This window comes from Bacillus sp. MRMR6, from assembly GCF_001940785.1.
Classification (GTDB): Bacteria; Bacillota; Bacilli; order Bacillales; family Cytobacillaceae; genus Neobacillus.
Genome location: NZ_MSLS01000001.1, coordinates 124,554 through 146,277 on the forward strand (window position 1 = coordinate 124,554; position 21,724 = coordinate 146,277).

Sequence of the window (21,724 nt, forward strand, 5' to 3'; positions counted from 1 at the left end):
ATGGTTTTAACTGAAAAGATTGACAAGTTAAAGAAAGAGATAAGAAAGGTCATCATAGGGAAAGAGCTTGAAGTTGAACTCATGGCGATTTCTTTATTATTTAATGGACATATTTTGCTGGAGAGTGTACCAGGAACGGGAAAAACAATGTTAGCAAAAAGCTTTGCAAAGTCGATAGGCGGTGAGTTTTCACGTATACAATTTACCCCTGATGTTTTGCCAAGTGATGTTACAGGTATTCAATTCTTTAACCCAAAGACTCAGGAATTTGAATTACGTCCTGGCCCCATTCTAGCCAACATAGTATTAGCGGATGAAATTAATCGTGCCACACCAAGAACTCAATCAAGTTTACTGGAGGTTATGGAAGAAAGGCAAGTAACTATTGATGGTGAAACCGTTAGGTTACCGGAACCATTTATGGTTATTGCTACACAAAATCCGGTAGAGTCTCAGCAAGGGACCTTTCCATTGCCAGTTGCGCAAATGGACCGCTTTTTTCTTAAAATAAAGGTTGGATATCCTGATTTCGAAGATGAGAAGAAGGTCCTTCAACTCCATCGCGGTACAAGAATTCAAAATAATATAAATCAAGTTTTTCCATTATCGGAAATAGAACAGCTAAAAATCGCTGTAAATGAGATCTTTATATCTAACGAAACGGAAGATTACCTGATAACACTTGTTCGAAAAACAAGAGAACATAATTATATAGAATTAGGTGTCAGTCCGAGGGGAACGCTGGCTTTGATGAAAGCTGCACAGGGTAAGGCTTTACTGAATGGAAGGAAATATGTTACACCGGATGATGTTAAAGCAGTTGCTCCTTATGTTCTAGGGCATCGGATATTCTTGTCAATAGAAGGGGCACTAACCAAAACGGCAGAAACGATTATTGCTGAGATTCTTAATTCTATTCCGGTTCCTGTTGAAGTAGGTTTAAATGGATGAACTGGAGCAAGTATTCAGTAGAAGATAGGAAGATTCCAGCTATCACAGTATTTGCTGCGATTCTCATCATTGCAAGTCTTTATATGCAATCAAAGTTGGTACTGTTTGTAGCTATCTTCTTTCTAATCAGTTTCTATATAAATCATATTTATTTATCAAAAGTTGGAGACAGACTGATATTTACTAACAATATAGAAAAAAAGCGGTTCTTTATAAATAATAAAGGTAATTGGACATTAAGCTTTGCTAATCAGGGGGTACCAATCTTAAAGGGAGAATTAACGGTAATCTTTGACGAGAACGTTTCCCCGAATGATTTAAAAATAGAACCCAGCCTTTCCATGTATGAAATCAATGTTCCATTTTCAATTTTTTCAGGTCAAACAAAAAATATCAGTATCCCATACACAGCTATGGCACGTGGTACCGCAAGAATTCGGAAACTTGAGATTAGGATTCCAAGTTTCCTAGGCTTTGGAGAAGTTATGCTAGAAAATAAAGACAGGATTAAGCAAGAAGCCATCATATATCCAATGTCCATACCAGTACATGGGCTTCACGAACGGCTATCAAACCTTCAAGGAGTAAATCCTGTTCCAACTTCTGTCTATGAAGATCGTCTTGGTCCATTAGGAACACGAGATTATACTCCTAGTGATAGCTTTAATCGTATTCATTGGAAAGCAAGTGCACGTAAACATGAATTACAAACAAAAATATATGAACGGATCTCTGAAAAAGGATGGAACATCTCAGTAAATGTTTCCGACGGTTACGCAGTGACCTCTCTGCTCGAACAAATACTTAGCAGCGTGACAGAGATTGCCTATTTTGCATACAGGCAGCAGATTCCTTATTCACTTTGTATCAACATCAGAACTGCCGGCAGTACTCCCTTTTACTATATTTCAAAAGGGGAAGGAAAAGAGCATTTACAAAAAGTATTAGAGACACTGGCTTCAATCAACTTATACCATTCAAGCTTCCCTTATGATAAAATGCTTTCTTTCTACAGCAGGCATTTAGCGGTACAGCCAACACTAATTCATAGTGGAAATAAATCGATTGAAACTGAAGCTCACCTTTTCAATCTGACTGCAAGAGGGGTTGAAATGCTGGAATTATTGATAGAGGGAGAACATGCAGTATTAGTTTCACTAAATATGGCAAAGGGAAGGGGGAAGATATTGTGAGACAATTGCTTTCTGCCACCTACCATTTTAGTTTGGAAATATTATTAGGGTTAATCATATTATATTTATTTTATACAAATAAAGAAGGTATGCCTCCTGTCGCCTTATTACTATTATTATCATTAGGCAGTCTCATATTATTTTCGCTTCTACTGATAAAATATAGTGAGAAGGGGAAATGGCTTTATTTTATAACAGTGGCTCCCTTGCTAATCTTTATGGGCAATCAGCTTGAGGTATCAAAGTATTTGTTAGTCATTATTGCAGTACTAGTATTTTGGCGGGGAATTTTATTGCACAGAGAGGCTGGGGGTTATTTTGCAGGTACAATGCTTCTTATAACGCTGCCTGTTGGAATTATTTGTTTGATTTTTGCATCAGCAAGTAATTATCCTTTCATGAGTCATATTGTTATCATTTTAATTGTACAAGGCTTCTTAGTACTGCTCGGTGAGTTTCTTAAGAAATGGGGTTCCATTAATGAGGACAGAGCAAGTCATGCTGTCTTCTTTGGGAAGCTATTAGGAGCCATTTGTTTGATTGCATTTTCTATCGCTTTCCTTTTGAAACCGCTTCAATTGATTTTTTTTAAGGCATTAAAAACTTTCGCACTTGTCTTTGCTTATATCATGACCCCTCTTTTAAGCGGCTTACAGATTCTTCAAATTACAGGCTGCCAGCGGAAATCTTCAGAAGTTGAAATGTCTGGGCAGGATGAGCAGCTGCCGTTTCAGTATAAGGAAAGATCATATATCCCTATTGAAGATATCATGTTTGTAATTGTCGTTCTTCTAGTGATTGTTTTTCTAGCTTATCTTTTTATTAAAAAGAAGATAAATCTTCTTCCACCTATAAATAAATTTTCTGATGCTATTGAGATCTCAACAGGTAGGCTCGGTGTTAACCGTAAGTCAATCTTATCAAGAAGGATTAAGCCGCCAGGAGATATAATCAGAAGGGAAATATTTGAACTGGAGAGATTCGCCTATAAGTATAACAGCGGAAGGCTACTGTATGAGACCGTAGAAGAATGGCTGCATAGGATTGGATTTACCGATGTGGAGCAAGTCATTAAGATTTATGAAAAGTTGCGCTATGGACATGAATCTTATACGTCTGGGGAAAAAACATCTTTTATGTTGGAAATTAGTCGAATGAAACAGCATATTAAAGATAGAAGTAAGGTAAGTGATAAATAGCGGAAGGGGCGAAACTGGTTGGAAACATTTATTCTCTCGTTAGACCAAGGAACAACGAGTTCTAGGGCCGTTCTATGTAATAAGAAAGGAGAAATTGTCTTTATTGCACAGAAAGAGGTTTCACAATATTTTCCTAATCCTGGTTGGGTGGAGCAAAATGCTAATGAAATCTGGGGATCTATTCTTTCTGTCATTGCCGAGGTGTTATCGGAATCAGGAGTTAAACCTGAGCAGATTGCAGGAATCGGGATCACAAATCAGCGTGAAACAACAGTGGTTTGGGATAAAGAAACGGGCGAGCCAGTTTACAATGCAATAGTCTGGCAATCAAGGCAGACGAACTACATTTGTGAAGAATTAAAGGGCTTGGGCTATAATGAACTTTTTCATCAGAAGACGGGATTACTAATCGATGCCTACTTTTCAGGTACAAAGGTAAAGTGGATTCTAGACCATGTACATGGTGCACGAGAAAAGGCGGAACAAGGTAATCTGTTTTTTGGCACAATTGACACCTGGCTGATTTGGAAGCTGTCAGGAGGACGTGTACATGTGACTGATTACACAAATGCCTCGAGAACGTTGATGTTTAATATCTATAACCTGACATGGGATGACCAGTTACTAGAAATCTTAAAGGTTCCAAAATCGATGCTTCCAACTGTGCGTCCTTCATCTGAAATTTATGCGAAAACAGTTGATTATCACTTTTTTGGAAAAGAAGTGCCGATCTCGGGCGTAGCAGGTGATCAGCAGGCAGCTCTCTTTGGTCAGGGATGCTTCGAAAAAGGAATGGCTAAAAATACTTATGGTACTGGCTGTTTCATGTTAATGAATACAGGCGAGCAGGCGGTTCATTCTAACCATGGTTTATTAACCACTATTGCCTGGGGAGTAGATGGAAAGGTTGAATATGCGCTTGAAGGGAGCATATTTGTAGCAGGCTCTGCGGTTCAATGGCTTAGAGACGGTTTAAGATTAATAAACGATGCTAAAGACAGTGAAGGGTATGCTGAACAGGTCGCTTCCTCTGAAGGTGTATATGTGGTACCTGCTTTTGTTGGATTAGGAACTCCTTATTGGGATAGTGAAGTCCGTGGTGCCGTATTTGGTTTAACAAGAGGAACTACCAAAGAGCATTTCGTTAGAGCAACACTTGAGTCGTTAGCATATCAAACGAAAGATGTGTTATCTGCTATGGAGGCCGATTCCGGAATTCAGTTAATGAAACTTCGTGTAGATGGTGGAGCGGTGAACAATAATTTCTTAATGAAATTCCAAAGTGATATGTTAAATGTCCCTGTTGAAAGGCCTATGAATAATGAAGCAACAGCACTTGGTGCTGCTTACTTAGCAGGACTTGCGGTTGGGTATTGGAAAAGCCAAGAAGAAATAGCTAGTCAATGGGCTATTGGTGATAGATTTGAACCAACTATGGAAGAAGTGAACCGCCAAGTGCTGTACAATGGCTGGAAAAAAGCAGTAAAAGCAGCAATGGCTTTTAAATAGATTGGTTGAAAACGTAAATTTTTTCAGCAATTACCAACTATAACGAAGAAGCAATCAATAATGAGTTGTTTGATTGCTTTTTTCCGACTTTTTTGTGAACTTTGAAGAGAAATTTTACTAAACCTTTTATTAATGCGCTTACATTGGATTTTTTCAGTTGTCTGTAGTGTTTAAAAGTGTTATTCTAGCAAATGTATAATTGAACCAAGTTGATAAATTGACCTCCCCTTTACATACTTGATATCCCTTTTGGGAAAAATATCAATAGTCTAAGTAAGTAATTTGACTAAAAAATGTACAACTTGCTATAGTAAATGGAGCAGTAGTTTATCAATTTTACTAATTAGAAGGAGTTTGATTTTAAATGGCAGAGAAACAATTCAAAGTAGTTGCAGATACAGGAATTCACGCAAGACCGGCTACATTATTAGTGCAAACAGCAAGCAAATTTGATTCTGAAATCAACTTAGAATATAAGGGTAAAAAAGTGAATTTAAAATCTATCATGGGTGTAATGTCATTAGGTATTGGCCAAGGAGCAGATATTGTAATTAGTGCTGAAGGCAGTGACAGTGCAGATGCAATAAGCAGCCTAGAGGATTTGTTGAAAAAAGAAGGATTGGCTGAGTAATGACATTCTTAAACGGGATAGCTGCCTCAAATGGAATTGCAATTGCTAAGGCTTATAAATTAGTTGAGCCAGATTTAACTTTTGAGAACAAAACTGTAGAAGAAACCGAAATGGAAGTAGATCGCTTTCGTACTGCTATTGGAAAGTCAAAAGTTGAGTTAGAAGCAATTCGTGATAAAGCAAACGTAGAACTTGGTGCTGATAAAGCCGCCATTTTTGAAGCTCATCTTCTCGTACTTAGTGATCCAGAGCTAAATGGTCCAATTGAAGATAAGATTAAATCAGAGAAGGTAAATGCTGAGACAGCGCTTAAAGAAACTGCAGATATGTTTGTTATGATGTTTGAGCAAATGGACAACGAATACATGAAAGAGCGTGCAGCAGATATCCGTGATGTAACGAAGCGTGTACTTGCTCATTTATTAGGTGTTCATTTAGTAAATCCTAGTATGATCGCAGAAGAAGTAATTATTATAGCAGAGGATTTAACACCATCTGATACTGCGCAATTAAATCGACAATTCGTATTAGGTTTCACAACAGATATTGGTGGTCGGACTTCACACTCAGCCATAATGGCACGGTCAATGGAAATTCCAGCGGTTGTGGGTACCAAAACTGCGACTAAGGATATTTCAAATGGTGACCTAGTCGTTGTTGATGGATTAAAAGGGGAAGTACATATTAACCCAACTCCGGAGTTAGTAGAAGAATACCGAAAAGTTCACCAAGAATATGAAGTGCAAAAAGCGGAATGGGCAAAATTAGTAAATGAAAAAACGGTATCAACAGATAACCACCATGTCGAACTGGCCGCTAATATCGGTACTCCAAAAGATCTAAAAGGAGTAATTGAAAATGGCGGAGAGGGTGTTGGTCTTTACAGAACTGAATTTCTATATATGGGCCGTGATCAGCTTCCTACTGAGCAGGAACAGTTTGAGGCCTATAAAGCCGTCTTAGAAGGTATGGCTGGAAAGCCAGTTGTAGTTCGTACATTGGATATTGGGGGCGATAAAGAGCTTCCGTACCTTCATTTACCAAAGGAGCTAAACCCATTTTTAGGCTTCCGTGCTATTCGTCTATGCTTAGAGGAACAAGAAATTTTCCGTACACAGCTTCGTGCATTGCTTCGTGCCAGCACTTATGGAAATTTAAAAATTATGTTCCCAATGATAGCAACACTTGATGAATTCCGTGCTGCCAAAGCAATGCTGGAGGAAGAAAAGGAAAAACTTATTCTCGCAGGACAATCTGTTGCGGATCACATCGAACTTGGTATTATGGTTGAAATTCCATCCACTGCCATACTTGCTGATCAGTTTGCTAAAGAGGTCGATTTCTTTAGTATTGGAACGAACGACTTAATTCAATACACAATGGCTGCTGACAGGATGAATGAGCGTGTATCTTACTTATACCAACCATATAGTCCTTCCATTTTACGACTAGTGAAGATGGTTATTGATGCAGCACATGCTGAAGGAAAATGGGCAGGAATGTGCGGCGAAATGGCAGGCGATGAAACTGCTATTCCACTTCTACTTGGACTTGGATTAGATGAATTCTCAATGAGTGCCACTTCCATTCTAAAAGCACGTTCACAGATTAAGAATTTAAGCAAAGCTGACATGGAGTCTCTTGCTGGACAAGTATTAAATATGCAAACAACTGATCAAGTAATTGAAGCAGTTAAGAATGCAACAAAATAATCATCTACGAGGCCGACTGAACCAACAGTCGGTCTATTTCTTTTTTTATTCGTTATTGTAGTCCTACTTAGGTTTATTACTTTAAAAATTCGGCAAAGGTAAAAACATAAAGGAGTGTTAAGGATGCTGCGAAAATTGAAATGGATCAATGTACTTGTTTTCATCATGTTAATTGGAAGCTTAGTAACTGGTTGTGGGTCTCTGTTTTCGAATGAATTAATTGTTAACCGTTATGCTGATGCGTTATTGACCAAGAATAACGAGCTCCAATTTCGTTTCCGTATCAATAGTGAATTGTTAGAACAGAACCAATTATACAAAGTGAAGGTTACCATTTATGATGATCAATTAGCAGCGGCAATTGGAAAACGTGAAATCATTTATGGAGAAGACCAAGTTTTAAATGGTGAGTATTTAGAAGTTAATGGGAATGAGAAATATATATTTATGGATCCAATAGCATTACAAAAGGATTTTCATATATATGAGCTTGAGAGGTTAATCAAAAAAGAACAGGCAGTCTCTATAGAGATTTTTAATGATCAGGAAGTTTTTGGACGAGTATATTTAACGAATTTTTCCTCTGAGCTATAAAAACGGAACTAAATACTTGGTTCCGTTTTTTTTATATGGTTAGATAATAGAATAAATACTTCACGAGAGGATGATCGTTTTGCTTAATCGAGAACATACAGTAGTCGGGTTTATAGGAATAGGTGTTATGGGGAAGAGTATGGCGGAGCATTTATTGGCTGCCGGATATTCGTTAATTGTTTACACGAGAACAGAGCAAAAGGCTAAAGACCTTGTTAAAAAAGGAGCAGTCTGGGCGAGTAGCTCAATGGAAGTCGCTAAAAAGGCAAATGTCATCATGACCATGGTGGGGTACCCGGCTGATGTAGAGGAAATCTATTTTGGTGAGCATGGATTAATCACAAATGGGCAAAAAGGCAGTTACTTGATTGATTTTACCACATCTGCCCCGTCATTAGCCGTGAGGATCTATTCGGCGGCCAAGGAGATGGGAATACATGCGATCGATGCTCCGGTTTCTGGTGGAGATGTGGGAGCAAGGGAAGCCAAGCTATCCATAATGGCCGGGGGTGAAGAGGAGGTCTTCGATGCTGTCCATCCACTATTAGCACTCCTTGGGACTAATATTGTTTATCAAGGCAAAGCTGGTGCAGGCCAGCATACAAAGATGTGTAATCAGATTGCGATAGCATCAAATATGATTGGTGTATGTGAAGCATTGGTTTATGCAGAAAACGCAGGATTAGATCCAGAGACAGTATTAAAAAGTATCACAACTGGTGCTGCAGGAAGCTGGTCTTTAAGTAATTTAGCTCCTAGGATTTTAGATGGGAATTTTGAGCCAGGATTCTACATAAAGCATTTTATTAAAGATATGGCAATCGCTATAGAGGAAGCAAAACAAATGGGGCTGAAGGTTCCTGGTTTAACATTATCTAAATCCTTATATGACAAATTAGCCGAGCTTGGTGAAGAAAATAGCGGCACACAGGCCCTATATAAATATTGGAAGCTGTAAGGAGAAAGCATAAATTCCTCCCGAATTTTAGAAACTATATCTGAAATGAATCTGGGAGGAATGTAAGATGGCGAAGCGTACTAAGAAAAATGATCCACAGCAAAAAAACAAAAAGGGATTTGATTCAGCAGTTCTAAATGAAGAATTTGCCCATGAAACTGGCTCTGCTGTTACAAATAAAATCCATAAGGATAAGGCAAAGAAAGAAAAGGTATCAAAAAATAATGGTAAGTATAAAGGTCAATAAGATAAAAACAATCCCTTCACAAAAAAGTGAAGGGATTGTTTTTTACAATTCCTGAAAATATTGTTCGATGCGATTTAGGCCTTTTTCAAGTGTTTCTAGGGAACAAGCAAAGGATAAACGAAAATACCCTTCTCCAAATTCTGAAAAGGCACTGCCAGGAACTACTGCTACTTTAACTTTATTAACTAAATCAATGGAAAAGTCAAAGCTATTCAAATGAATTCGGTTAGGGATTTTAACGAAAAAGTAAAAAGCCCCATCAGGTTTTACGGTGCTTAATCCTATTTTTGTTAATCGGTCATAAACATATTCTCTTCTGATTGCATACTCTTTTTTCATACTTTCCGCATCATTAATCCCTACTGTTAAAGCTTCCAATGCTGCTTTTTGTGCAATGGAGTTTGCGCATGAGACATTGTATTGATGCACCTTTAAAATATGCTTTGTAATATTTTCTGGCGCAAACAAAAAGCCTATTCTCCATCCTGTCATCGAATGAGATTTGGATAGACCATTGATTACGATTGTTTTTTCTTTTAAAAAACTAGCAATTGATACATGCGGTTGGTCAAACACGAGTTCACTGTAAATTTCATCTGCAAGTATGAAAATATTCCGGTCAGCCAAATAGTCTGCAATGTCTTTAAGCTCAGCTTCATTTAGACTTACACCAGTGGGATTGGACGGATAGGGAAATACAATACATCTCGTCTTCTCAGTTATGTAGGGTTTGATCATATCAAGAGTAAAACGAAAGTCATTTTCTCTTATATCAACGTGAATCGGAACCGCACCGCACATTTCAATGATCGGCTGATAGCCAGGATAAATCGGTCCTGGTAGGATTACTTCTGATCCTTGAGTTAGAATGGTGCGAAAGGTTATATCTATAGCCTCGCTGGCACCTATTGTAACAATGATTTCGGCTTCTGGTTTATAATCAAGCTGGTACTTTTTACTGACAAAATTACAAGCGGCAGTTCTTAGCTCTAGGGTACCTGCATTATGTGTATAGGAAGTAAAGTTGTTTTCAATAGCCCGGATCGCGGCATTTTTGATATGGGTTGGTGTAGGGAAATCAGGCTGTCCAATTGTTAAAGAAATTAAATCCTCTATATGGGAGACCATATTGTAAAATTTTCGTATTCCTGATACTTCTATTCCCTTAACCTCGGAATTAATTAAATGTTCCACCTTGTTCATCCTCCAATGTAACGATTACTACTGATTATAAACAGAATTTCAGAAATATTCTACAATAGTTATAGGAAAAATTAAAAACAGCCTGTATTAAAATCAGGCTGTTTTCTAAGAGTATAGTTCAAATAAGTAAATATTTAGTATCCATAGTCCCAATCAACTTCGTCTTCGTGCCAAAAAACTGGTGAGGCAGGTCCGACTTTAAGTTTATCGATAAACTTGCAGCTGCAATCTTCACAACCGCATTGTTCTTTAAGTTCTTCATAAACGGCAACATCCACATCTTCAATAAAAGTAATATTTTGTTCCTGGAAAAGAATAGCTGTCCCTCTCATGGATAAAGCACCTCTTTTAAAATTTAACTTTCTCTCACTTCATATTTTAAACAGGACGGTATTGTGAGTCTATATAGTTGTGTTAACGTTCACAAAATCATCAAACAGTTGTGAAGAAAAAACAAAAGCGCAAGCGCCTTGATCAGCCACGACAAGCATAAGTCGACCCTGAACTGATAGTGTTCTTTGCCTTATTCAGGAGTGGCTTATGACATCGAGGGGTAGGCTAGGGCTGGAGCAGGATGCAGAGAACGTTGTCCACATCCTGACCATTAATAATTTCCTAGACGGTAAAAAAAGCCGGTATTCGGCTTTTAAGTGTATCTTTCACCTAACTTTTTAAAAATTGGTTTTTGGAAGGGGTGCTGACCTTTTTTGTGATTAGAAGGAGGCGGCTTTACCTCTGAGATACCTGTATAGGCTTGTAACACTGATTTTGCTTGGTTAAGTGAAAGAGAGGTTTTCGGATTTCTGATACCAATATCTAACTTACCTAGATGTGGAAGTTCGGAAAAGTCGGACTTGATTGGAGGTATATGAAATGTATATCGACCGCACTCCACAAGAACATCGGATTGCTGCTGGCTGTTTCGTGGGTTTTTAGAGAAATGGAGGCCGATTTTCTTTGCCTTTCCTTCCTCTATTAACTTTTTTAGCGCTTCATGCTTTAATTTGTATAATAACTTTGGGTTTGGTGCTGCCTTGGCATGGCGGTTTACAATAAAAACGGCTTGTGCGAGGTTTTCGATTGTTGTAGTTCCATTTGCAAGGGGGTGTTGTTTTGAATCGTGTTTCAAATTATGATCTCCTTTCAAATTTTTCAATACCAAAGGGATAAGTAGATGTTTAACTTAATATCATTATTTTCAATAAATTCTATTTCTTCCTAACAAATTCATTGTAAAATAGAAACAAGAGAAAGTAAAAACATTATTGTAAAAAATGAAAACTTTTTAAGTCAAAAGGATGATAGAATGGATCATTCCAAAGAAAATTCAACTAATAAAATTGAAGTTGAGAGTGTAAACAGTAAAATTCAAAAGATCATTTTTGATATAATTTTTCAACATGTCCAAGACATGGTTTTTGTGATGAAGGTTGAAAAGGGACCTGCTTTTCGCTATATTTTTGCAAATGAAATGGGACTAAAAAAAGCGAATCTTCCATTAGAAGCAATAGGCAAGCTGATGGAAGATGTTCTTCCTCCTCCATTCGCCTTACACTTGAAAAAGAAATATGAAAAGCTTTTAAAGAAGAAAGATGTCATCACCTTCGATGATGTTTATTTACATGAAGGAAGAAAAATTTACGGTGAAACAATCCTAACTCCAGTATATAACGAGTGTAAGAAAATTAGTTACGTTGTTGCAGTAACGAGAGATATCACAGAGTGGTTGGTAGAAAAAAATAAAATTGTAGAGAGTGAGCAAAGATATCGATCAATAGTCGATCATAATTTAGATGCAATATTCTCAATCAGTATGGAAGGAAAAATACATGAAGCCAACCCTGCCGCAGCTCTATTGACAGGCTATAGCGAAAAACAAATTGTAAACCGCTCTATTTACGATTTGATCAGTGACCAGGATTTAGAAAAGTTTAAATATCAATTGGAGCAGACTTGTTCTGGTTATGCGCTGGAATCACTTGATTGTAAACTGATACATAGTAAAGGACAATCACTTATTGTCCATCTTAAAACAGTCCCGATTGTCATACATGAAGAAATCAACGGTGTATATGTTATTTGTAAGGACTTATCAGAACAGGCAAAGAATATGGATACGATACGATTTATGGCTTTTCACGACCAATTGACAGGCCTCTTAAATAGAAGAGCCTTACTCGAACATCTAACGGAGCAGATTAACTTCACTACATATAGTTTTAAGGAGTTTGCATTAATCTCAATTGATCTTGATCGGTTTAAACAAATAAATGATTCAATAGGGCATTTGGCTGGTGATGAAATTTTAAAGAGAGTAGCCGAACGTCTTGTACAACTTGAAAATGAAGATAGTTACGTATACCGTCAAGGCGGAGATGAATTTTCGATTTTGCTTTTAAATATTGACCGCAAGCGTACAGTGTTGTTTGTCCAGAGAATCTTTTCAGCATTTGTTCAATCATTCTATTTTAATTCAAACGAGTATTATATTACACCTAGTATTGGAATTAGCATGTACCCGAATGATGGAAAAGATGCTGAGATGCTGATAAAAAATGCAGATGAGGCATTATACAGGGTAAAAGAGAAAGGAAAAGCTCATTATCAATTTTATCGTTCTGAAATGACTTCTAGGTCTAATAATGTCGTTACGCTTGAAACCCAACTGAGGAAGGCGCTTGATAGAAATGAGTTTAAATTACTGTACCAACCACAGGTAAAGCTTAAAGATAAGAAGGTACAAAGTTTTGAAGCATTAATTCGTTGGGAAAGTGAGGAATTCGGAGAAATTTCTCCAAGTGAATTTATACCGTTGGCAGAGGATACAGGATTAATTATCCCAATTGGAAATTGGGTAATTAATAAAGCGTGTGAACAAATTAGTAATTGGAACGCATTTGGTTATGAAAACATCCGTATAGCGGTCAATATATCCGCAAAGCAGTTCCAACAGCATCAACTAGTAGAAATTACTAGGTCAATGATTGAAAAATACAAAATTAAATCATCTTCACTTGAGTTTGAGATTACTGAAGGTGCAATGCATGACACGAAGGAAACTATCCCAATTCTAAAGGAGTTAAAAAAGTTAGGAATCACAATTGCTGTTGACGATTTTGGAACAGGCTATTCTTCACTAAACTATTTGAAACAATTCCCCATCGATGTATTAAAAATCGATCAGTCATTTATACGAGATATTCTAACTGATAATAAAGCGGCAGCTATTACATCAACGATCATTCACTTGGGCCAAAGCCTCGGAATGGAGGTAATCGCTGAAGGGGTTGAAACTGTAAATCAAGTTGAGTTCCTTACCAATGAAAATTGTCATAAAATACAGGGATATTACTACTCCAAACCCATTTCAGCCAGTGAAATTGAGAAAAGATATCTCTGTGAGAAAATCTAAACAATCCTTATCAAGATTTCTAGATAAGGATCGTTTATTCTTTTACGGCAGTTTGGAGAGTAAAAACAGTAATTTCAGGTTTTGCTAAGAACCGAAACGGAAGTCGGGTGGTGCCAATTCCTCTGTTAACATACAAATGTAATGGACTATTCTCGCCAATGGAATAGTACCCTTCAGGATATTTTTTTGCATAGGGAGGAATAACTAGTGCCCCTAAAAATGGGATTTTCACCTGCCCTCCATGACTATGTCCACTTAATTGCCAATGAATCCCGTAATGGGAAGCCTCATCGGCAACATCTGGAGCGTGTGAGAGCAAAATTTTAAAATGATCTTCGGGGACTTTTTTCTGTGCCAATTCAAAGTTTGGCCTGCCTAACATCCGATCATCAATTCCAATTAGCGAGATAGAACTGCCATCTCTTTCTATCTGAATGGACTCGTTTAATAAAACGGTAAAATTCGCTGTTTCCATTATGTTTTTATATATATCAGAACCATAACCACCATGGTCATGATTTCCGAATATACAGAATTTTCCTAAGGGAGCCTCAAGTTGCTGTAACATAAGAACAACCTGATTAATTCCACCAAATTTATTAGGCTCGTCTAGTAAATCGCCAGTAAAAAATATCATATCAGGTCTCAAGTTATTTATCTTCTGCACCAATTTCTTGAATTGAATAATATCATAATGAAAACCTAAATGTGTATCACTAAATTGGACAATTCTTAGTTCTTCAAAGCTCTTGGGAATTTGAGGGTGCTCCATAATAAATGATTTAATCTCAAGTAGAGCCGGTTCAATACGATTAGCATAATAATAGCCTCCTGAACCTAATCCGAGAACGGTCAGAAGGGAACCGAGAAAGCGTCTCAAGAAAGTTCTTCGAGTTAATTTTGGCATACTCATCTACCAACCAATCTCCAATATTTTTCTATATTTTAAGGCTGTACTTCGTATTTTCTTTAAAAAAACTCCATAAAGCAAGTAATACACTAAAACTTTCGAAAAATGTCTTCCTTACTAATTATTCATTCAAACAAGAATTCATACATAAAAGCAGCCAACTTGGCTGCTTTACCCTTATAGGTTATTGATAACTAACGGCACGGCTTTCTAACGCCTTCCAAGAGGCGATAAATCTTTCCTTGTTGACAGCTACTTGCTTTTTACCTGATAGTGGATCATTTAAATAAACATTTGCCTTGTCATATCCAACTAAAACGACTGCATGCAGATCGAGCGGCGTTTTTATGACTTGGCTTCCATGGTTCCATTGTTCCCAACGGTCTGGCAGTCGATAATCACCAGTTGTCCATACAACCACTGGAAATCCTTTTGATACATGATCTAATACTGCATCAAAAGGCTGGTTCGTCAAATTAACGGCTCTTCCGGGGAGTTTTTGATTAATTAGGTCGATCATAGGTTTATCAAAAACTGCATAACCAGCTGTTTTCCCTGTCATATCCCCAACAAAACCTTCTGCTGGATTCCCCCAGCTTATGATATCTCCAGTATTAGACTTTTTTAGTGGGTCTAGGTCCTTACGGACGGCCTGGTATAGCTCCATTTTATTTGTATTTACTCCAGCATAGTTTAACACCATCGCCAGGCTGGTTACTTCACAACCATACCTTAGTTCAGGATTCTGCTTAATGAGTGCCACATCTAGCATCATCGATTCCTTTTTGTTTGCCGGAGCAGTAGTATTTTTTACATTCGCCATTGGCTTAGGCGGTAAATTAGTAACCTCCCCCTCGGGAGTTTTTGGATTAACCTTTTCAGGTGGTGTTGCTGCTTGCTCTTTTTTTAGATTATCTGACTTGGTTGACGGCTTTGTAATTGATGCCGTTTCTGTATTACTGCATCCAAACAGAAGAAGGAACATAAGCATAAAGCAAAGTTTTTTCAAACCTTTTGCCCCCAATCATTTGTATGTTAACGAGCCTAGGCATATTAAAATACTCTGATTTTTTCTGGTTCGGACTTACTACTATCATGCAATTGTTTAATGCACAGTATGATGGTATTCTTTTGGTAATGAACAAGTAAGACACTTCAAGCGTACAGTATAGTACGATATGGTATAATGAGGAAAATCTTTTCTGGAGGGTACACGAATGGATGCATTGGATATCCTGTCGGATCTTGAAAATGTCATTCCTTTTTTTCAGCCAATTTTCAGTGCCGATGAACAGAGAGTTATTGCATATGAGGTATTGGGCAGGTATAAGACTGATGACAACATGATAAGTCTGGGTCCCTTTTTTAAGGACGAGCAGATACCAGAGGAATATAAATTTGAAGTTGATTTATTGTTAGTCAAAAAAGCTCTGGAGAAGGCTTTATGCCTTGATGAAGATGTCGGTATATATCTAAATCGAGATGCCGATTTACTTATGTATGGGGATGGTGAACCGTTCTTACATGAACTGTTGGCTTTCGAAAAAAAGGGTCTTGAATTAAAGAGGATTGTACTAGAAATATCTGAAGGAAGCTATAAGGGAGATATGGATCAGCTTGATCATTTATTGCATTATTACCGGACTTATGGGATAAAGGTTGCGATCACCAGTATTGATAGTGATACTAATTATTTTGAGCGAATTGGACAGCTAAACCCTGATATTATAAAGATTAACCTCCAAGCTCTAAAATCAAATGCTACAGGAACAAACTTCCAGGATGTCCTGTTTTCATTGTCCCTTTTAGCAAGAAAAATTGGTGCTTTTTTGTTGTTTGAAAATATTGAAATGAGTTACCAATTGCAATTTGCTTGGAAACATGGAGGTAGATATTATCAAGGTTACTATTTGCAGCCACCAGCTGCAGAGTTTATTGAAAGGCAGCTTTTAAAGAACCGATTAAAAGAAAAATTTCATGATTTTATTTCCTATGAAAAGAGAAAACTGGAAGCCATATACTCAACTGCCGATTTCTTTCAGAATAAAGTTCAAGATCTTGTTGTAAAGAATAAAAAAGCTAAATACGAAGAGCTATTTACTGCACTTGTAAAAGAAATGAATGATATCGCCTTCAGAATGTATGTTTGCGATGAAGATGGATTCCAAAAGTCTGCTAATATGATTAAAGGGAATAACGGATGGGTAAGTCAAGCAGAATATATCCAAAAAAATTGGAGCTGGCGTCCATACTTTTTAGAGAATATCATAAAAATGAGAAATGAACGGAAAGGAATCTTGTCTGATGTATACAGTGATATCGAAACTGGTGAAACAATCCGCACATTTTCCTTTCCGTTAAATGCAGAAGAGTATTTGTTTATTGATATCCCATTTCAATACCTGTTTGAACATGAGGGACTGTTATAAAATTTTGAATAGAAAAGTTCATCGAGTGGAATTTTAATATAAACTATATTAAGGGAGAAAAAAGCTCATGAACCTTTTTGTAAATGCCCTTTCAATTGTTGTAGTTGGAATTCTTGCGGTTTCGCTTGTCTATACTTTGTCAGTCGTCAAAAGAAAAAAAACAGTTGAAGGAGAAATAGATTCAGCAATTGAGAAACCAATCCAAAAACATATTTATCTTAAGAATCCCATTTTTTTGGCATATGTTATTTTCTTTATCATGGTTCTTTTAATTATTGTTTTTGTTGCGGCTAATTTTCTTTGATGGTCTCAGGGATTGAGGCCTTTTTTTATAATGATAGAAGGCTAAGTTTGCTTGATATTTATTAAAATGTAGATGGGGAAAAAATAAGGATGAAAAAAAGTTTCCCATTTTCTTCATTTTTACTTGGACAAATGGATAGCATTATTTTATTCTTTTAATATTGGCATATTGACTAATCGATACTTTATGGAAATAATCAATAAGGATAGAAATGTGCTAAAAGAGAAACATAAAAGTAGAAATTTTGCTTGTGTTTGAAAGGAGACGGAGCATATGTCACAGCTTCAAGGTATATTAACACGATTAAAAAACCTTCAAGAACAGTCTAGTGGAGGAGAGCCCGCGCAACGTTATTTTGAGGTTAACGGTGAAAGAAAATGTCAGGTAACCTTTCATCCTAAGACGGAGACATTCGAATTAGAAGTGTATAATGAGAAGGAAAAGCCGAAGCGTTATCAATTTGATAATGTTGATATGATTACTATTGAAATCTTTGATCTAATTCAGTAAGGGACCTTTATGGTTCCTTTTTTTAGCTAATAGGAAAGATAAAAATATTTCACGAATTTTTATACTTTCCTATTACGCATAAGGGCAACTACGCCTCTGTCTTCGCCCTACGGGCTCGCCAATCGGCGAGTTTTCTTTAATTTTCCCTATGTAACGTTCCATAAATTATCCCAGTCCTTTTAAATCTGTGATAGAATAAATATGTGGTAAAACAAACATTGAGGAGTTTTCGGCGATGATTAATCTTCACAGCGGGGAATTTTTAGAAATTGATATCCGTAAATTAATGATACCCTCTGAGCGTGTTGCACATGTTCAAATAGGGAATAACTTGGAACATGCCTTATTGGTTTTAACAAAAAGTGGTTACACTGCAATACCAGTCTTGGATCCAAGTTATAAGCTTCATGGTTTAATAAGTACACCCATTATGATGGATTCTATATTGGGACTAGAACGGATTGAGTTTGAGCAGCTTGAAAAAAAACGAGTGGAAGAAGTGATGAATAAATCAGTTCCACGTGTAAAGGTGACAGCCTCTATCAAGGATTGTCTAAAGCTGCTAGTTAATCATCCCTTCCTTTGCGTTGAAACAGAAGACGGTTACTTTGAAGGGATCTTACCTCGAAGTACGCTTTTAAACCATTTAAATAAAGCAGTAAACTGACTATATAAAAAAATGAGGTAGAGGCTCCCAATAGGGGGCTGTCTTATTTTTTGAGGAAAATGGGTGTTGGCTGTGAGTTTCCCGTCAGGAGGTTTAAAAAGGAGAGAAACGAAAAAGCCGCTAGTTTTAGCAGCAATCATGCTGGCTATGTTTATGGGAGCAATTGAAGCAACTATTGTATCCACTGCAATGCCTGCAATTGTAGCAGATTTAGGTGGATTTACACTTTATAGCTGGGTTTTTTCGGCATACCTGTTGATGAATTCGATCACTGTCTTAATTTATGGCAAGTTATCTGACTTATACGGAAGAAAGCCAATTCTCTCCTTTGGAATCATTATTTTTTTAATTGGTTCTATTCTTTGTGGTTTAGCTACCTCGATGGAAATGCTCATTATTTTTCGATTCATTCAGGGGTTTGGTGCTGGTGCGGTTACATCTATCGCTACCACCATTGTTGGAGATATTTATTCTCCTGAGGAAAGAGCAAAAATACAAGGGTACTTATCAAGTGTCTGGGGAATATCTGCTGTTACAGGCCCAGCAATAGGAGGCTTACTAGTCCAGTATGTGAGCTGGAATTATGTCTTTTGGGTCAATATTCCCTTGGGTATATTGTCGCTAGTTGGACTTTGGCTATATTTACATGAAGATGTTAAAAAGAAAAAACATGATATTGATTACATAGGAGCTATTCTTCTGACTATTTCAATTTCCACTTTGATATTTGTGCTAGTTGAAGGTGGCGGAAGATGGTCTTGGGGATCTTGGCAGGTCTTATCTCTCTTCGGTGTATTTGCTCTTACTATAACTGGGTTTGTTTTTCAAGAAGGACGAGCGAAGGAGCCTTTGATGCCATTTGCTATCTGGAAGGAAAAATCTATTTTTGTCGCAAATATCACTTCCTTAACAACCGGAATCATGTTGATTGGTATTTCTAGCTTCTTGCCTGCCTTTGTTCAGGGCGTGATGGAACAGCCGCCTATTATAGCAGGCTTTACGTTAACGGCCATGTCTATAGGATGGCCAATTGCCTCCATACTCTCTGGAAAAATGTTGTTAAAGATTGGATACCGAATAACATCTCTCTTTGGCGGAGCAGCATTGATTATGGGCAGTCTTATTTTTGTAACCATGTCGTCCTCATCAGGGCCCATATACGCGGCAGCCGGTTCCTTTATAATTGGTATTGGGATGGGACTTACCTCTACTGCCTTTATTGTTTCGATTCAAAGCACCGTAGGGTGGGAGCAAAGAGGGATTGCTACAGCAGCTAATATGTTTATGCGTAACCTTGGGAACACAATCGGAGCGGCCTTATTAGGCGGTATCCTAAATAATCGTCTAGCTATTTATTTATCCGAAAATCAACATAAGACCACAGCAACGTTAACCATTGATTCCACGAATCAGCTATTAAAAGAGGGTGAACGTTCAAGACTTCCAGAACCTGTCCGTACAGTCCTCCAGGATGGATTAACGGTCTCGCTCCATTGGGTATATTATGTTGTACTCACCTTTGCACTTGTCAGTATGATATTTATATTGTTTATCCCTAAAAAAGAAAAAAGCACGTCAATTGAATAGAGGGGGATGTACAAATGTCCTCGATATCAGAATATCAGTTATTATCTGTCTTAGCTCAAGAAATGAATATGCGGAAAGCTTCTGAACGGCTATTTGTTTCTCAACCTGCACTGTCACAAAGACTGCAGAATATTGAGAAAGAGTGGGGTACGAAATTATTTATCCGTTCACAAAAGGGACTCTCACTTACTCCTGCTGGGGAGCTGGTGATCCAGTATGTAAATGATGTTATAGCCAGAGAGGAAAAAGTTCGGGAAACAATCGATTCTCTTCAAGCTGGAGTTTCCGGGACGCTTAAAATTGCGGTTGCTTCCATAGTAGGACAAAATTGGCTGCCTCAAGTTTTAAAAAAGTTTATTGACACCTATCCACAGGCGAAAATTTCACTGGTCACCGGATGGAGCAGTGATATCTTAAAAAGTCTATATGATGACCAAGTGCACATTGGGATTATCCGTGGAACACCAGAATGGAAAGGGGTTAAAATAAACCTGTTTAGTGACCCGTTGTTTTTAGTTGATCGAGAAATAACCCGGCCAGAACTTGTGTTAAATACCGACAGGCCCTTTATTCAATTTAAGAGTGACTCAAATTATTATCAAGAAATTCAAGACTGGTGGATGCGTAACTTTAAGACAGCACCAAAGCGGACAATCGTGGTCGATCAAATTGAAACATGCAAACAAATGACCTTTAATGGTTTAGGTTACTCAATTCTGCCTGGAATTACGTTAGACAATACAGAGAGAGAAATTTATAAAATTCCATTGCTGGATGAGAATGGAAAAGCGTTAAAGCGAGACACTTGGCTTCTGGGTTATGAATCATCGTTTCAATTAAAACAAGTCCAGGCATTTGTGGACTTAGTTAAAGAGTATATTGAATTAGAAAATTAAGAGGATTTTTTTCTTGTTTTCATTACTTTTGTTTGCTAAAGTATTTTTAGTACATAGTGGAGGTTGTAAATAATGAAAATGATGGATGCAAATGAGATTATTTCTTTTATTCAAAACAGTAAAAAATCGACACCTGTAAAGGTTTATGTTAAAGGTGACTTAGAAGGTATCGACTTTGGCAGCGATGCAAAGGTATTTATCAATGGAAATACAGGTGTTGTTTTCGGTGAGTGGTCAGAAGTTAGTGCCGTTTTAAAGGCAAATGAAGCGAAAATTGAGGATTATGTTGTTGAGAACGATCGCCGTAATTCAGCTATACCATTATTAAATACGAAAAATATTAATGCTAGAATTGAGCCGGGTGCGATTATTCGTGACCAGGTTGAAATCGGTGATAATGCTGTTATTATGATGGGCGCTAGCATTAATATCGGAGCAGTCATTGGTGAGAAAACAATGATTGATATGAATGTTGTCCTTGGCGGAAGAGCAACTGTAGGAAAAAACTGCCATATTGGTGCAGGTACTGTTTTAGCGGGTGTAATTGAACCGCCTTCAGCAAAACCAGTTATCATTGAAGATGATGTTGTAATTGGGGCGAATGCTGTTGTACTTGAAGGTGTTACCGTTGGTAAGGGTGCTGTAGTAGCTGCAGGGGCAATTGTAATTGATGATGTTGCACCATATACGGTAGTTGCAGGAACACCAGCTCGTAAGATAAAGGATATCGATGAGAAAACGAAATCCAAAACCGAAATAAAGCAGGAACTTCGTCAATTATAAGAAACTATTTAAAGCGTGGGAATTTTCCA

Annotated in this window: 22 protein-coding genes; 17 read left to right on the forward strand and 5 right to left on the reverse strand. The window is 37.4% G+C overall.

Annotated features, from left to right (window positions below; all coding sequences use genetic code 11):
* From BTR25_RS00670 to BTR25_RS00710, 9 genes are all read left to right on the forward strand, one after another.
* Complete coding sequence (locus tag BTR25_RS00670; RefSeq protein WP_075685116.1) at positions 1 to 951, forward strand: AAA family ATPase; 951 nt, start codon at positions 1 to 3, stop codon at positions 949 to 951.
* Complete coding sequence (locus BTR25_RS00675) at positions 948 to 2,144, forward strand: DUF58 domain-containing protein (RefSeq protein ID WP_075685118.1); 1,197 nt, start codon at positions 948 to 950, stop codon at positions 2,142 to 2,144. Before BTR25_RS00670 ends, BTR25_RS00675 begins: the two co-directional genes overlap by 4 nt.
* A complete protein-coding gene (locus BTR25_RS00680; RefSeq protein ID WP_075685120.1) occupies positions 2,141 to 3,343 on the forward strand; it encodes a hypothetical protein in 1,203 nt (400 codons plus the stop codon). Before BTR25_RS00675 ends, BTR25_RS00680 begins: the two co-directional genes overlap by 4 nt.
* Before the next feature lie 18 nt (positions 3,344 to 3,361).
* The gene (gene glpK / locus BTR25_RS00685; protein ID WP_075685122.1) at positions 3,362 to 4,852 is read left to right on the forward strand and encodes a glycerol kinase GlpK; all 1,491 of its coding nucleotides are present in this window, start codon (positions 3,362 to 3,364) and stop codon (positions 4,850 to 4,852) included.
* A 364-nt stretch (positions 4,853 to 5,216) separates the two neighbouring features.
* Positions 5,217 to 5,483 (forward strand): phosphocarrier protein HPr, encoded by a 267-nt coding sequence (locus tag BTR25_RS00690; protein WP_075685124.1) that lies wholly within the window; start codon positions 5,217 to 5,219, stop codon positions 5,481 to 5,483.
* Positions 5,483 to 7,195, forward strand: coding sequence for a phosphoenolpyruvate--protein phosphotransferase (ptsP, locus tag BTR25_RS00695; RefSeq protein ID WP_075685126.1), 1,713 nt, complete (start codon positions 5,483 to 5,485; stop codon positions 7,193 to 7,195). Before BTR25_RS00690 ends, ptsP begins: the two co-directional genes overlap by 1 nt.
* Before the next feature lie 123 nt (positions 7,196 to 7,318).
* Positions 7,319 to 7,789 (forward strand): hypothetical protein, encoded by a 471-nt coding sequence (locus tag BTR25_RS00700; RefSeq protein WP_075685128.1) that lies wholly within the window; start codon positions 7,319 to 7,321, stop codon positions 7,787 to 7,789.
* Positions 7,790 to 7,868: 79 nt separating this feature from the next.
* On the forward strand, positions 7,869 to 8,747 hold the full coding sequence (locus tag BTR25_RS00705) for an NAD(P)-dependent oxidoreductase (protein WP_075685130.1): 879 nt from the start codon (positions 7,869 to 7,871) through the stop codon (positions 8,745 to 8,747).
* Positions 8,748 to 8,814: 67 nt separating this feature from the next.
* Entirely contained in the window at positions 8,815 to 8,994 is a 180-nt protein-coding gene (locus BTR25_RS00710; RefSeq protein ID WP_075685132.1) for a hypothetical protein, read from the forward strand.
* 42 nt (positions 8,995 to 9,036) lie between these two features.
* Here BTR25_RS00710 and BTR25_RS00715 read toward each other — a convergent pair whose 3' ends face one another.
* From BTR25_RS00715 to BTR25_RS00725, 3 genes are all read right to left on the reverse strand, one after another.
* The gene (locus tag BTR25_RS00715; protein ID WP_075685134.1) at positions 9,037 to 10,188 is read right to left on the reverse strand and encodes an aminotransferase A; all 1,152 of its coding nucleotides are present in this window, start codon (positions 10,186 to 10,188) and stop codon (positions 9,037 to 9,039) included.
* 143 nt (positions 10,189 to 10,331) lie between these two features.
* Positions 10,332 to 10,529 carry a hypothetical protein gene (locus tag BTR25_RS00720; RefSeq protein WP_075685136.1) on the reverse strand — a complete coding sequence of 66 codons (198 nt, stop codon included), beginning with the start codon at positions 10,527 to 10,529 and terminating at the stop codon, positions 10,332 to 10,334.
* Positions 10,530 to 10,843: 314 nt separating this feature from the next.
* Complete coding sequence (locus tag BTR25_RS00725) at positions 10,844 to 11,326, reverse strand: YkyB family protein (protein ID WP_075685138.1); 483 nt, start codon at positions 11,324 to 11,326, stop codon at positions 10,844 to 10,846.
* 177 nt (positions 11,327 to 11,503) lie between these two features.
* On the opposite strand from BTR25_RS00725, the gene BTR25_RS00730 reads away from it, so the two are divergent.
* Entirely contained in the window at positions 11,504 to 13,609 is a 2,106-nt protein-coding gene (locus BTR25_RS00730; RefSeq protein WP_075685140.1) for an EAL domain-containing protein, read from the forward strand.
* A 34-nt stretch (positions 13,610 to 13,643) separates the two neighbouring features.
* Here BTR25_RS00730 and BTR25_RS00735 read toward each other — a convergent pair whose 3' ends face one another.
* Both BTR25_RS00735 and BTR25_RS00740 read right to left on the reverse strand, forming a co-directional pair.
* Positions 13,644 to 14,516: a metallophosphoesterase gene (locus BTR25_RS00735; protein WP_075685709.1), complete on the reverse strand. Its 873-nt coding sequence runs from the start codon at positions 14,514 to 14,516 to the stop codon at positions 13,644 to 13,646.
* 187 nt (positions 14,517 to 14,703) lie between these two features.
* On the reverse strand, positions 14,704 to 15,528 hold the full coding sequence (locus BTR25_RS00740) for a C39 family peptidase (RefSeq protein ID WP_075685142.1): 825 nt from the start codon (positions 15,526 to 15,528) through the stop codon (positions 14,704 to 14,706).
* Between the two features lie 208 nt (positions 15,529 to 15,736).
* Between BTR25_RS00740 and BTR25_RS00745 the strand changes: the two genes are divergently transcribed.
* From BTR25_RS00745 to dapD, 7 genes are all read left to right on the forward strand, one after another.
* Entirely contained in the window at positions 15,737 to 16,948 is a 1,212-nt protein-coding gene (locus BTR25_RS00745) for an EAL domain-containing protein (RefSeq protein WP_075685144.1), read from the forward strand.
* Between the two features lie 67 nt (positions 16,949 to 17,015).
* Positions 17,016 to 17,252 (forward strand): hypothetical protein, encoded by a 237-nt coding sequence (locus tag BTR25_RS00750; RefSeq protein ID WP_075685146.1) that lies wholly within the window; start codon positions 17,016 to 17,018, stop codon positions 17,250 to 17,252.
* Between the two features lie 273 nt (positions 17,253 to 17,525).
* On the forward strand, positions 17,526 to 17,762 hold the full coding sequence (locus BTR25_RS00755) for a YkuJ family protein (RefSeq protein ID WP_075685148.1): 237 nt from the start codon (positions 17,526 to 17,528) through the stop codon (positions 17,760 to 17,762).
* Positions 17,763 to 17,997: 235 nt separating this feature from the next.
* On the forward strand, positions 17,998 to 18,429 hold the full coding sequence (gene cbpB, locus BTR25_RS00760; RefSeq protein WP_075685150.1) for a cyclic-di-AMP-binding protein CbpB: 432 nt from the start codon (positions 17,998 to 18,000) through the stop codon (positions 18,427 to 18,429).
* A 138-nt stretch (positions 18,430 to 18,567) separates the two neighbouring features.
* On the forward strand, positions 18,568 to 20,016 hold the full coding sequence (locus BTR25_RS00765) for an MDR family MFS transporter (RefSeq protein WP_083652220.1): 1,449 nt from the start codon (positions 18,568 to 18,570) through the stop codon (positions 20,014 to 20,016).
* Positions 20,017 to 20,030: 14 nt separating this feature from the next.
* Positions 20,031 to 20,912, forward strand: a complete 882-nt coding sequence (locus BTR25_RS00770) for a transcriptional regulator CcpC (protein WP_075685152.1) — start codon at positions 20,031 to 20,033, stop codon at positions 20,910 to 20,912.
* 72 nt (positions 20,913 to 20,984) lie between these two features.
* Positions 20,985 to 21,695, forward strand: a complete 711-nt coding sequence (gene dapD, locus BTR25_RS00775) for a 2,3,4,5-tetrahydropyridine-2,6-dicarboxylate N-acetyltransferase (RefSeq protein WP_075685154.1) — start codon at positions 20,985 to 20,987, stop codon at positions 21,693 to 21,695.
* The last annotated feature ends 29 nt before the right edge of the window (positions 21,696 to 21,724 follow it).